Below are 12,022 nucleotides of genomic sequence, written 5' to 3' on the forward strand. Positions count from 1 at the left end.
GCTCGATTCACCGGTGCAGATAAAGTCCGGGCCAATGACGAACCTCGCGCCATGAAACGTTACGAAGCCCTGGCCGCCGACATCGAGGCCTCGATCCGCAACGGCACCCTGAAGACCGGCGACCGCCTGCCCTCGGTGCGCCACACCGGCCAGAGCCGCGGCGTCAGCGCATCGACGGTGTTCCAGGCCTACTACCTGTTGGAAGCGCGCGGCCTCGTGCGCGCACGCGACCGCTCGGGTTACTACGTGACAGGCGGGGGCCTGCGCGATGCACCGCCCGAATCCACCCTCACCTCGCGCCCCACGGAGGGGCCCACGTCGCTCGACGTGAGCGACCGCGTGTTCGACATCCTCGAAGCCAGCATGTCGCGCAAGGTCGTGCCCTTCGGCTCGGCGTTTCCGAGCCCCCTGCTCTTTCCGCTCGCGCGGCTCGGCCAGTTCATGGCCGCGAGCGCCAAGTCGCTCGACCCATGGAGCACGGTGGACGACCTCACACCCGGCAGCGCGGCGCTGCGCAGGCAGATCGCGCTGCGTTACCTCGCTGACGGGATGCAGGTGCCGGCCGAGGAGATCGTCATCACCAACGGCGCGCTCGAGGCGCTCAACCTGTGCCTCGCGGCGGTCACGCGGCCGGGCGATGCGGTGATCGTCGAATCGCCCACCTTCTATGCCGCGCTGCAGGCGCTGGAGCGCATGGGCCTGAAGGCCATCGAAGTGCCGACGCATCCGGGCGAAGGCATCGACCTCGGCGCGCTCGAGCAGGCCATTGCGGCGCACCAGCCCAAGGCCTGCTGGCTCATGACGACCTTCCAGAACCCCCTCGGCAGCCTGATGTCCGATGCGAAGAAGAAAGCGCTGGTGGATCTGCTCGCGCGCCACGAGCTGCCGCTGATCGAGGACGACGTGTACGCCGAGCTCTACTTCGGCGACCGCAAGCCCGCACCGGCCAAGGCCTTCGACACGCAGGGGCTGGTGCTGCACTGCTCGTCGTTCTCGAAGTGCCTCGCGCCGGGCTACCGCATCGGCTGGACTTCGGCCGGGCACTTCGCGCGCAAGGTGGCGCGGCAGAAGCTCACGTCCACGCTCAGCACGTCGGCGCCCGCGCAGCTTGCGCTCGCGGCGTACCTGGAGAAAGGCGGTCTCGACAAGCACCTGCGCAAGCTCCGGCAAACGCTCGCTATGCAGCAGGCGACCTTCGCGCAGGCGGTAGGGCACTACTTTCCCGAGGGCACGCGCGCCACGCGGCCGCTGGGTGGTTACTTCCTGTGGGTCGAACTGCCGGCGCAGGTGGATGCGCTCGACATCCATCGCAAGGCGCTGGCGCTCGGCATCAGCGTCGCGCCAGGGCCGATCTTTTCAGCGACACGCGCCTTCACGCATTGCCTGCGCCTGAACTACGGCCACGCGTGGAACGCGCAGAGCGAGAAAGCTATGCGGACACTGGGCCGGCTGGTGTCCGAAGCCGCAGGCGGTACAGCCTGAACAGCAGGAACGACGCGATGCACAGGTTCAGCAGATTCCAGCCGATGCCGTTGACGAAAGCCGCGTGGTAGCTGCCGGTCAGGTCGAACACCTTGCCCGACATCCATCCGCCCAGCGCCATGCCGAACAGCGAGAACATCAGCACCGTGCCCACGCGCGCGCCGGCTTCCTTCGGCGGAAAGTGCTCGCGCACGATGATCGCGTAGGCCGGCACGAGGCCGCCCTGGAAAAGCCCGAACAGCGCCGAGATCACATAGAGCGACACCAGCCCGTCGAACGGCAGGAACAACAGCAGCGCAATGCACTGCAGCACGCCGCCCAGCAGCAGGGTGCGGAGACCTCCGATGCGGTCGCAGATCGCGCCCGACACCAGCCGGCTCACCACGCCGAAGCCCAGCATCAGCGACAGCATCATCGCGCCCTGCGTGGGCCCGTAGCCGAGGTCGCCGCAGTAGGCCACGATGTGCACCTGCGGCATCGCCATCGCCACGCAGCAGGCCACGGCCGCGACGCACAGGAGGCCCTGCGCCGTCGTCGTGCTCAGGCCGAAGGGCCGTGTCATGTCGCGCGCTGCCGTTGCATTCCATGCATTGCCGACCGGCGCTGCGGCCACTGCCGGTGGCCGCGCACGGAAGAAGAGCGCGAGCAACGCCATCGCGATGCCGCAGAAGATGCCCATGCCGATGTAGGTCTGGCGCCAGCCGACCGTCTCGATGAAGTGCTGCGCAATGGGCGGCCAGATGGCGCCGGCCACGTAGTTGCCGCTCGCGCACACCGCCACCGCGATGCCGCGCCGCTTGACGAACCAGAGCGACGTATCGGCCACCAGCGGCGCGAAGGCGGCCGAGCTGCCGAGCAGGCCGACCAGCAGGGCCTGCGCGACGGTGAATGAGACGATGCCGCCCGACAGCCCCGTGGCGATGTACCCCGCGGCGAGGAAGACCGAGCCCGCCAGGAGCGGCCACATCACGCCGAAGCGGTCGGCCAATTTGCCCATGAGCACGCCGCCGAAACCGAAGCCGAGCATCAACCAGGTGTAGGGCAGTGAGGCAGCGGCGCGATCGATGCCGAACTCGGCCTGCACCGCGGGCAGCATCACCGAGACCACGTACATGCCGCTGCTGCCGACCGTCATGATCAGCAGCGTGAGCGCCAGGCGCAGCATGGCGTAGCGCGAATCCGCCGCGTGGGCGGTTGTCTCTGAAGTCTTCGTCATTGTTTTTCTCCGCAGCGAGGATACCCCTCGGCGCGGAGATGCGAGCGCGCAATGGCCGGCGACGCTCGGCCGCCTTTTCGCGCGGTGCGCGGATCAGCTCGCCAACACGACCGGCAGCACGACATTCGCCGAAGCCTTGGGCATCGGCCCACCCGGCTTGGGCTTGTCGTCGCAACCGGCCGCAATGAGGCCGATGCAGAACAGAAGAGCAAGTGCTGTGCTTCTCATCAGGCGGATGCTATGCCTGCCGACTTACCCGTCAAGTCGGACACCGCGCCGACAAGGACCTGCCGGCTACCTGCTTCTCCAGGCCTGCGTGCGCTTGAGCGCCCAGTGCCCGGCCAGCGCGAAGATGCCGCGCCCGATCGCCGCTGTGAGCATGATCAATGAAGCCATGGCGGCCGCGGGCGCCACGTCGCCGGCATCGTCCATGTTGAGCACGGCGATGGCGGCCAGCGTGGTCTGCGGCGAGTAGAGGAACACGACGGCCGACACCGTCGTCATCGCGTTGACGAAGAAATAGCCGCCCACGTTGAGCACGGTCGGCAGCGCCACCGGCAGGTGCACGCGCCAGAGCGTGCGCCAGAACGGCACGCCCATCGACTCGGACACCAGCTCGTACTCGCGATCGAGCTGGCGCAGCGCCGTGAGCGAGGTGAGGTGCGCCACCGAGAAGAAGTGCGCCACCGTGCAGATGACCAGGATCGTCATGCCGCCGTACAGCCCGTTCAGCGGATTCGACGGCGAGATGAAAAAGAAGATGTAGCCCACGCCCAGCACCAGCCCCGGCACCGCGAGCGGCAGGTTCGCGAGCAGGTTGAGCAGCTCGCGCAGCAAGCCGAAGTGGCGCGGCTTCTCCACGAGGTAGGCCGAGACGAAGGTGATGAGCGCGCCTGCCACCGCGGCGCACAGCGCGAGCCGAAGCGAATTGAAATAACTGCCCCAGCCGCCGCCGTCCATGTTGCTGAAGTCGTAGTTCTTCAGCGACGGCGCGAGCTGGTAGGGCCAGTAGGTGGCGAGCGATGCGAACACCGCCATGCCGATCATCACGAGGATGGCGCAGGCCGTCAGCGTGCAGAACACGAGCAGCGCGCGATCGCGCGTCTTCACGGGCTCCGGTTGATATGGCGTGGCGCGTGCCGAAAGCGCCGCGGCCTGTTTGCTGCGAACGTAGCGCTCGACGAGGAAGGACAGCACCGCCGGAATCAGCAGCACGAGCCCGACCACCGCGCCCATCTGGAAGTTCTGCTGGCCGACCACCTGCTTGTAGATGTCGGTCGCGAGTACGCCCGTCTGGCCGCCCACCACCTTGGGCACGCCGAAGTCGGTGATGACGAGCACGAACACCACCATCGCGGCCACGATGAGGCCGTAGCGCGAGGCCGGCAGCGTCACGGTGCGGAAGATGCGCCAGCGCGAAGCGCCGAGCGTCTGCGCCGCCTCATAGAGACGGCCATCGGACGTGGCCATGGCGGTCGTGAGGATCAGCAGCGCATGCGGCAGCGTCCAGAACACTGAGCCGAGCACGATGCCCAGCGGGCCGTAGATCGAGGCATCGCCCATCAACCCCTTGAAGAGGCCCTGGTTGCCGAACAGGTAGACCAGGCTGATGGCCGGCAGCAGCGAAGGCGCGAGCAGCGGAATGAGCGCCACCGCACGCAGCGCACCCTTGGCCGGCATGCACGAGAGCGTGAGCGCATACGCGTAGACGTAGGCGATGGTCGTGCAGATCACGGCGCTGATGGCCGCGAGCCACATGCTGTTGAAGGCCGACTGCACAAGCGCCGGGTTGTCGAGGTAGCGCGCGAAGTTCGCGAGACCGATGAAGGCGCCGGCCCGATCGAAGAAGCTCTGGCCGACCAGCGCGCCGACGGGCAGCGCGACGATCACGACCAGCAGCAGCACGACGAAGGCAACGGCAGCACCGGTGAGCCAGCGCTCGCGGTCGAACGCGCTGCTGCGCGGCATCGCCATCGGCATGACGGCGATGGCGTCGGGGGTGCTGCTCATGGCTCAGTGCGCCAGAACCGACAGCGCATTCAAGGGCAGTTGGATGTGCACCATGCTGCTCGGCACCAGCGGCTCTTCGCCGCCATAGCGCGCATCGGCGGGCAGCTCGGCTTCGATCTCGATGCCCAGCGGTTCGCAGGCCAGCCGCGCCGAGGTGCGGTTGCCGAAGAATTCCGTGTCGAGCAGGCGCGCCGCAAAACTGTTGGCACCGAGTTCGGTGCCGAAGCGTTTGACCACCACGTGTTCGGGCCGGATGCCCACGGTGGCCTGCGAACCGACACTGAGGTTGCCGGGCGCGCAGAACAGTTCGCTGTCGCGCACGCGCACCTTGCCGTCAGCCAGCACGGTCGCAGGCAGCATGTTCATGCGGCCGACAAAACCGGCCACGAAGCGGGTGCGCGGCTGGCGGTACAGCTCGTCGGGCGTGCCGGCCTGCTCGATGCGGCCGTTGTGCATCAGCACCACGCGGTCGGCCATCGAGAGCGCTTCTTCCTGGTCGTGCGTGACCATGATGGTGACGATGCCCAGGCGCTTCTGCAGCGCGCGGATTTCGCTGCGCAGGCTCGCGCGCACCTGCGCGTCGAGCGCGGAGAGTGGTTCGTCGAGCAGCAGCAGGCGCGGGTTGGGCGCGAGCGCGCGCGCCAACGCGATGCGCTGCTGCTGGCCGCCCGAAAGCTGCACCGGGTACTTGTCGGCATGCGCGGTGAGGCCGACCAGGTCGAGCATCTCGCGCGAGCGCTTGGCCATCTCGCGTGCCAGCGCGCCCGTCGGGTGCAGGCCATAGGCGATGTTCTGCGCCGCTGTGAGGTTGGGGAACAGCGCATACGACTGGAACACCACGCCGAAGCCGCGCGCCGCGGGCGGCAGGCCCCCGATGTCCTGGCCGCCGAGCAGGATCTGCCCGCTGTCGGCACGCTCGATGCCGCACACGATGCGCAGCAGCGTGGTCTTGCCGCAACCCGAGGGACCGAGCAGGCAGACGAATTCGCCGGGCTCGATGTCGAGATCAATGCCGTCGAGCACGCGGGTGGCACCAAAGGACTTGCCGATGCCGCGGAGAGAGAGAAAGCTCGTCATGTACTTTTACCGTTCGGACTGAATCCACCACCGTTCGCCCTGAGCCTGTCGAAGGGCTGCCTCGCACGCGCAAGGCTTCGACAAGCTCAGCCCGAACGGTTGGGAGTGCATCAGAGCGGTGCCTTCTTTTCCGACTTCGATTCGTAGCGCTTCGACCATTCCGTCAGGATGCGGTCGCGGTTCGCGGCAGCCCAGGTGAAGTCGTTCTTGGCGAGCAGCTTCTCGACATCGCCCGGCACGAATTCGAGCTTTTCCTGGATGCCCGGCAGCGCGAGCACGGCGAAGTTCTTCGCGTAGAGCTCGTTGGCCTGCTTGGTCACAGCCCAGTCGGCCAGCGCCTTGGCGGCGTCCTGCTTCTTGCTGGTCTTGATGATGCCGGTGGCTTCCATGTCCCAGCCGAGGCCTTCCTTCGGCAGCACGATGTCGATGGGCGCGCCGTCGCGCTTGGTCTTGTTGGCGCGGTATTCGAAGGACATGCCGAGCGCGAACTCGCCGGCGCCCGCCTGGCGGCAGGGCTTGCTGCCCGACTGGCTGTAGATGCCGATGTTCTGGTGCAGCGCGTCCATGTACTTCCACGCTTTTTCTTCACCCATCATCTGGATCCAGCCCGACACCATCAGGTAACCGGTACCCGAGGCCGCCGGGTTGGGCATGGTGATCTGGCCCTTGTAGACCGGGTTCGTGAGGTCAGCCCAGCTGGTGGGCTTGGGCAGGTTCTTCTTGGTGGCTTCGGCGGTGTTGAAGCAGATGGCCGACGACCACACGTCCATGCCGACCCACTTGGGCGGGTTGGCCGGATCGCGCATGGTGGGCTTCACCGCGTCGAGGCCCTTGGGCGCGTAGGGCTGGAGCATGCCTTCCTTGTCGAGCAGCATCAGCGAGGTGGCGGCCAGGCCCCACACCACGTCGGCCTGCGGGTTGGCCTTTTCGGCCAGCAGCTTGGCGGTGACGATGCCGGTCGAGTCGCGCACGAACTTCAGTTCGATGCTCGGGTTTTCCTTTTCGAAGGCGGCCTTGTAGGCCTGCACCTGGTCGGCTTCGAGCGCGGTGTAGACCAGCAGTTCGGTGCGGCCTTGCGCGGAGGCGGCGAACGCCAGCGAGAACAGGGCAGCCGGTACGGCGGCACGACGGATGAAGCGGAGCAACATGATGGGGAATCCCTGGCAATGAGTGAAATGACGCGGACAAAAGTACGCACGGCGTGGCCGTGAACGCGGCGATGCTCGCAGCGCCATGTGACAGAGGTTTGTCAGATGCGTCACACGGATGTCATGGCGCGCGCCGACGCTTCACGGGCTGTCGCACGCGCTTCCTGCTTCCATTTCAGAAAAATGGCACTCGACCTTGCCGAGATCGCACGGCTGTTCGCCGAACGTGGCGGGCTCGCCTACGCGGGCGAGCCGGTGTCGCAGCTGGAGCACGCGCTGCAGTGCGCGTGGCTCGCCGAAAAAGCGGGTGCGGGCGATGCGCTGGTCACGGCCGCGCTGCTGCACGACCTCGGCCACCTGCTGATCGCCGAGCACCAGACGCTGTCGCAATCGCCCACTGAGCTGGGCATCGACGACCGCCATCAATACATTGCGCTGCCGCTGCTGCGCGGCGCCTTCGACGTGGAAGTGCGCGAGCCGATCCGGCTGCATGTGGATGCCAAGCGCTACCTGTGCGCGACGCGGCCGGACTATTTCTCGAAGCTCTCGCCGGATTCGGTACGCAGCCTGGCGTTGCAGGGCGGGGTGATGGATGCGGAGGCGGCGAGCCGCTTTGCCGCGCATCGCTGGGCCGGCGATGCCGTGCGGCTGCGCTTGTGGGATGAAGAGGCGAAGGTCGAGGGGCTGACGACACCGCCGCTGGCGCACTTTCTTTCGACGGCTGCGCGGGTTCTGCTGCGCTGAGGCGCTGAAAAGGAAGAGGGTTTCTGCCCCTCGGCCGGCTTCAGGCCGCTTTAAGAAACATTTGTCTACGATGGCTTCCTCACGATGTCCGGCGCGCGAGCGCCTGCGAGGAAACCTGCATGTCTTCATCCGTCACGGCGCGCGCCGCCACGTTCGCCCAGGTGCTGAAACGCGTCTTTGCGCTGTCTGCGCCTTATTTCAGGTCTGAGGAGAAGTGGCGGGCGCGCGTCATGCTGCTGGGCATCGTCGCGCTGAATCTGTTCTACGTGTACGTGGCGGTGCTGGGCAACGAGTGGTACGGGCGCTTCTACGACGCGCTGCAGAACAAGGATTCGGTGGCCTTCTGGCGCGAAGTCGGCGTCTTCGGCTGGATTGCTTTCTTCAATATCGCAGTGCAAGTGCTCAAGTTCTATGTGACGCAGCTGTTGCAGCTGCGCTGGCGCGCATGGATGACGCGCAGCTACCTGTCGCGCTGGATGGCGGACCGCACCTTCTATCACCTCGAACTTGCGCGCTACGCGGGCAAGGATGGGCACACGCCGGACAACCCCGACCAACGCATCCAGGAAGACATGCAGATCTTCACCAGCGCCACGATGACGCTCTCGATGGGCCTGCTGAATGCCGTCGTCACGCTGATTAGCTTCATCGGTCTGCTCTGGGGGCTATCGGGAAATTTCTCGCTCACCTTCGGCGGCACCACTTACCAGATCGTCGGTGCGATGGTCTGGGTGGCATTGGGCTATTCGATCCTGGGCACGGTCATCACCCACTTCATCGGCCGCCCGCTGATCAGGCTGAACTTCACGCAGCAGCGCTACGAGGCCGACTTCCGGCATCACCTGGTGCGCGTGCGCGAATACAGCGAGGCCATCGCGCTGGACAAAGGAGAGAAGGTCGAGCGCGAACAGCTCGACCTGCGCTTCGGCGACGTGCTGCGCAATTACCTGCTGCTGATCAAACAGCAGAAGAATCTGGTCACCTTTACCTCGTTCTTTGGGCAGGCGGCGGTGATCTTTCCGTTCCTCGTGGCGGGACAGCAGTATTTCGGCGGAGCCTTCCAGCTCGGCCACCTGATGCAGATCGGCTCGGCCTTCGGCAAGGTGCAGGAGTCGCTGAGCTGGTTCGTCGATAACTACGACAGCGTGGCCGTGTGGCGCGCCACCACCGATCGACTGACCAGTTTCGATGACGGCATGCGCGCCCACACCGAGCGCGAAGACGGCTTGCAGCACAGCCCCTCTGCCATGCTGCAGACCGACGACCTCACGGTGGCGCTGCCCAACGGCATGCCGCTGCTCGCTGGCGCCGCACTCGCGGTGAAACCCGGCGACAGCGTGCTGCTGCAAGGTCCTTCGGGCAGCGGCAAATCGACGCTGTTCCGTTCGTTCGCGGGAATCTGGCCGTTCTCGAAAGGCCGAATACAGGTGCCCGACAACGTCGCCTTCATGCCCCAACGCCCCTACGTGCCGGACGGCAAGCTGCGCGACGCACTGACCTATCCGAACCCCGCCGCCGATTTCACCGACGACCAGCTCCGCCAGGCTCTGACCGACGCCCTGCTCCCCGACCTCGCCACTCGCCTGGACGACAGCGATTCATGGAGCCAGAAGCTCTCCGGCGGCGAACAACAACGCTTGGCCATCGCGCGCGTGTTGCTCAAGAAACCGGCATGGCTCTTCGCCGACGAAATCACCAGCGCCCTCGATGCCAAGGCCGAAAGCGAGCTCTACAAGCGGCTGTCGGACACGGTGCACGCGGCGGGCGGCGCGATGGTGTCGATCGCGCACCGCGCGGCGGTCGGCGACTTCCACAACCAGCGCTGGACGCTGGTGCCTCAAGAAGAAGGAACAGGAACGGGAACGCCAGGCGGCGGCGCGCGCTACCGCCTGAACACCTCGACCGCTCAGCCGGCAGCGGCCTGACCGGAATAACGCTCCCAGCCCCTCTTTCGCAAATCGCAGGCGGGGCATTCGCCGCATCCGTAGCCCCAGGCCTGCCGATGCACCCGGTCGCCGAGGTAGCAGGTGTGGGTTTCTTCCACGATCAGCTCGACCAGCGGCTCGCCGCCCAGGCGGTGCGCCATCTGCCAGGTCTCGGCCTTGTCGATCCACATGAGCGGCGTCTCGATGACGAGCCGGCGCTCCAGGCCGAGCGAGAGCGCGAGCTGCATCGCCTTCATGGTGTCGTCGCGGCAGTCGGGGTAGCCCGAGAAGTCGGTCTCGCAGACGCCGGTGACGATCACCTGCAGCCCGCGGCGGTAGGCCAGCGCGCCGGCCAGCGTGAGGAACAGCAGGTTGCGCCCGGGCACGAAGGTGTTGGGCAGGCCGTCGGCCTGCATCGCGAAGGCCACCTCCTCGGTGAGCGAGGAGCCGCCGAGCTGGGCCAGCGCGGCGAGCGTGAGCACGTGGTCTTCGCCCAGGCGCGGCGCCCAGTCGGAAAAGCGCTCGCGCATCTGCGCGAGGATGGTGCCGCGCACGTCGAGCTCGACGCGGTGGCGCTGCCCGTAGTCGAAGCCCAGCGTCTCGACGCGCTGGTACTTCGAGAGCGCGTCGGCCAGGCAGGTGGTCGAGTCCTGGCCGCCGGAGAACAAGACGAGGGCGGTGGTGTGCAGGGGCATGTGCGTCAGCGAAAGGCGCTGTAGTCCAAAGACGCGATTTTCGCAGGGCTCCCCCGGCGCGCGGATACGATCCCGCGGATGAGCACCAAACACCTCGTCGCATGGGCCGCCACCTTCATCGTGCTTTTGGTGATCGACATGCTCTGGCTCGGCGTCGTCGCCAAGAACATGTACCAGCAGGCCATGGGCGACCTGATGTCGCCGGAGCCCCGGCTGGCCTTCGCGGCGGTGTTCTACCTGCTGTACCCCGTCGGCCTGCTGATCTTCGCGATCCTGCCGGGCATCGAGGCGCAGAGCATCACGCGTGCGGCGGTGCTGGGCGGGCTCTTCGGGCTCTTCTGCTACGCCACCTACGACCTGACCAACCTGGCGGTGATCCGCAACTGGCCATTGGCCCTGTCCTTCATCGACATCGCCTGGGGCACGCTGGTGAGCGGCGTGGCCGCCGCGGCCGGCGCCCTGGCCTTGCGCTGGTTCGCAGGGCGTTGATTCCGTCCCACACTATGACTTTAGTCAGGTGGTTGTAACGCCTTGTCAAGGCAAAATCCTGCACCAACGATGCAGGGGACAACCAGATGGGCGAGCGCGGCACCGCGATCAGCTTCGAAGACTTTCAGGGCACACGCAATTTCGGCGCACTCGACGGCCTGCGGGCCATCTCGGTCTTCCTTGTATTCAGCGACCATTTCGGCGGCATCGGCTGGACACGTTTCTCGGGCTGGCTCGGCGTTCACGCCTTCTTCGTTCTTTCCGGCTTCCTGATCACCACCCTGCTGCTGCGCGAGCGCGACGGCACCGGCCGCATCTCGCTCAAGGCGTTCTACATCCGCCGCACCACGCGCCTCTTGCCGCTCTACCTGCTGGTGCTGCTGGCGGTGCTCGCCCTGAGCTACCTGGCGCAAGACGGCACCTGGGAGCAGATGAAGGCGGCCACGCCCTACTACCTGACGCTGCTCAACGAGATGGCCAACGTCGCGCCGCTGCACATGACCTGGACGCTGGGCGTGGAATGGAAGTACTACCTCGTCTGGCCCACGCTGCTGGTGGTCTTCGGCACGACGCTCCGCTCGGGCCTGGCGACTGTCGGCTTCTGCCTCGCGGCGCTGGCCATGATCGACATCGGCGGCTTCCGCTGGGACCTTCTGCTTCCTCAGAACTACGTGGGCATGCTGTTCGGCTCGGCGCTGGCCCTGCTGATGAATTCGCGCCGCACCTTCTCCCTGGTGCGCGGCCTCATGAACCACGGCACGGCCATCGCGCTGGTGGTCGCGCTGCTGGTGGTGCACCGGCGCTTTCCGGTGATTGCCGGGCGCATCGGCGATGCATCGGCCATCGCGCTGTACAGCCTGCTGATCGCGATGCTGATCCCGGCGCTCGTCGCCAGCCGCACCTGGATCGCGCGGGCGCTGGCGTCGAAGCCGCTGGTGTTCGTCGGGCATCGCTCGTACGCGATGTACCTGGTGCAGTACGTTGCCGCGCACACGGTGATCGCGCTGCTGCCGGCGCCCACCATCGTCGGCGGCACGCTGCTCTTTCTTTCGTTCGCCCTGGCACTGGTGCTCTCGGACCAGCTCTACCGCTGGTTCGAGAAGCCGATCACCGACTGGGGCCACCGCTGGGCCAAGGCGGTAAAGCAGGCGGCCCTGTCGAAGACGCCGCTGCCGGGCTGCGATGCCGCCGCCGCGGCGCTTGGGCCGGCCGGAAAGCGCAGTCCGCTCTGAGCTC

At 66.6% G+C, this 12,022-nt stretch carries 11 protein-coding genes; 5 read left to right on the plus strand and 6 right to left on the minus strand.

The annotated features are described in order from the left end of the window. Nucleotides 1–51: 51 nt before the first annotated feature. Nucleotides 52–1,482, plus strand: coding sequence for a PLP-dependent aminotransferase family protein (locus tag QFZ83_RS22840; RefSeq protein ID WP_307510302.1), 1,431 nt, complete (start codon nucleotides 52–54; stop codon nucleotides 1,480–1,482). Here QFZ83_RS22840 and QFZ83_RS22845 read toward each other — a convergent pair. From QFZ83_RS22845 to QFZ83_RS22865, 5 genes are all read right to left on the minus strand, one after another. Continuing rightward, the gene (locus QFZ83_RS22845) at nucleotides 1,430–2,698 is read right to left on the minus strand and encodes an MFS transporter (protein ID WP_307510304.1); all 1,269 of its coding nucleotides are present in this window, start codon (nucleotides 2,696–2,698) and stop codon (nucleotides 1,430–1,432) included. The two genes, QFZ83_RS22840 and QFZ83_RS22845, sit on opposite strands and share 53 nt — an antisense overlap. Nucleotides 2,699–2,791: 93 nt before the next feature. Continuing rightward, nucleotides 2,792–2,926: a hypothetical protein gene (locus tag QFZ83_RS22850; protein ID WP_307510307.1), complete on the minus strand. Its 135-nt coding sequence runs from the start codon at nucleotides 2,924–2,926 to the stop codon at nucleotides 2,792–2,794. Between the two features lie 66 nt (nucleotides 2,927–2,992). Continuing rightward, nucleotides 2,993–4,708, minus strand: a complete 1,716-nt coding sequence (locus tag QFZ83_RS22855) for a putative 2-aminoethylphosphonate ABC transporter permease subunit (protein WP_307510310.1) — start codon at nucleotides 4,706–4,708, stop codon at nucleotides 2,993–2,995. 3 nt (nucleotides 4,709–4,711) lie between these two features. Beyond that, complete coding sequence (locus QFZ83_RS22860; protein WP_307510313.1) at nucleotides 4,712–5,785, minus strand: ABC transporter ATP-binding protein; 1,074 nt, start codon at nucleotides 5,783–5,785, stop codon at nucleotides 4,712–4,714. A 110-nt stretch (nucleotides 5,786–5,895) separates the two neighbouring features. Then, nucleotides 5,896–6,933, minus strand: coding sequence for a putative 2-aminoethylphosphonate ABC transporter substrate-binding protein (locus QFZ83_RS22865; RefSeq protein ID WP_013539599.1), 1,038 nt, complete (start codon nucleotides 6,931–6,933; stop codon nucleotides 5,896–5,898). A 183-nt stretch (nucleotides 6,934–7,116) separates the two neighbouring features. Here QFZ83_RS22865 and QFZ83_RS22870 point away from each other — a divergent pair, with 183 nt between their 5' ends. Together QFZ83_RS22870 and QFZ83_RS22875 are read left to right on the plus strand one after the other, a co-directional pair. After that, a complete protein-coding gene (locus tag QFZ83_RS22870; protein ID WP_307510316.1) occupies nucleotides 7,117–7,677 on the plus strand; it encodes a phosphonate degradation HD-domain oxygenase in 561 nt (186 codons plus the stop codon). 119 nt (nucleotides 7,678–7,796) lie between these two features. Beyond that, nucleotides 7,797–9,602: an ABC transporter ATP-binding protein/permease gene (locus QFZ83_RS22875; protein WP_307510319.1), complete on the plus strand. Its 1,806-nt coding sequence runs from the start codon at nucleotides 7,797–7,799 to the stop codon at nucleotides 9,600–9,602. On the opposite strand, the gene queC is transcribed toward QFZ83_RS22875, so the two are convergent. Beyond that, nucleotides 9,584–10,297 (minus strand): 7-cyano-7-deazaguanine synthase QueC, encoded by a 714-nt coding sequence (queC, locus tag QFZ83_RS22880; protein WP_307510323.1) that lies wholly within the window; start codon nucleotides 10,295–10,297, stop codon nucleotides 9,584–9,586. The two genes, QFZ83_RS22875 and queC, sit on opposite strands and share 19 nt — an antisense overlap. Nucleotides 10,298–10,375: 78 nt before the next feature. Here queC and QFZ83_RS22885 point away from each other — a divergent pair, with 78 nt between their 5' ends. Both QFZ83_RS22885 and QFZ83_RS22890 read left to right on the plus strand, forming a co-directional pair. Then, nucleotides 10,376–10,786, plus strand: coding sequence for a DUF2177 family protein (locus QFZ83_RS22885; protein WP_013539595.1), 411 nt, complete (start codon nucleotides 10,376–10,378; stop codon nucleotides 10,784–10,786). 86 nt (nucleotides 10,787–10,872) lie between these two features. After that, nucleotides 10,873–12,018 (plus strand): acyltransferase, encoded by a 1,146-nt coding sequence (locus tag QFZ83_RS22890; RefSeq protein ID WP_307510327.1) that lies wholly within the window; start codon nucleotides 10,873–10,875, stop codon nucleotides 12,016–12,018. Nucleotides 12,019–12,022 lie beyond the last annotated feature (4 nt).

The sequence above is a fragment of the Variovorax sp. W1I1 genome (assembly GCF_030815625.1).
Taxonomy (GTDB): domain Bacteria; phylum Pseudomonadota; class Gammaproteobacteria; order Burkholderiales; family Burkholderiaceae_C; genus Variovorax; species Variovorax paradoxus_C.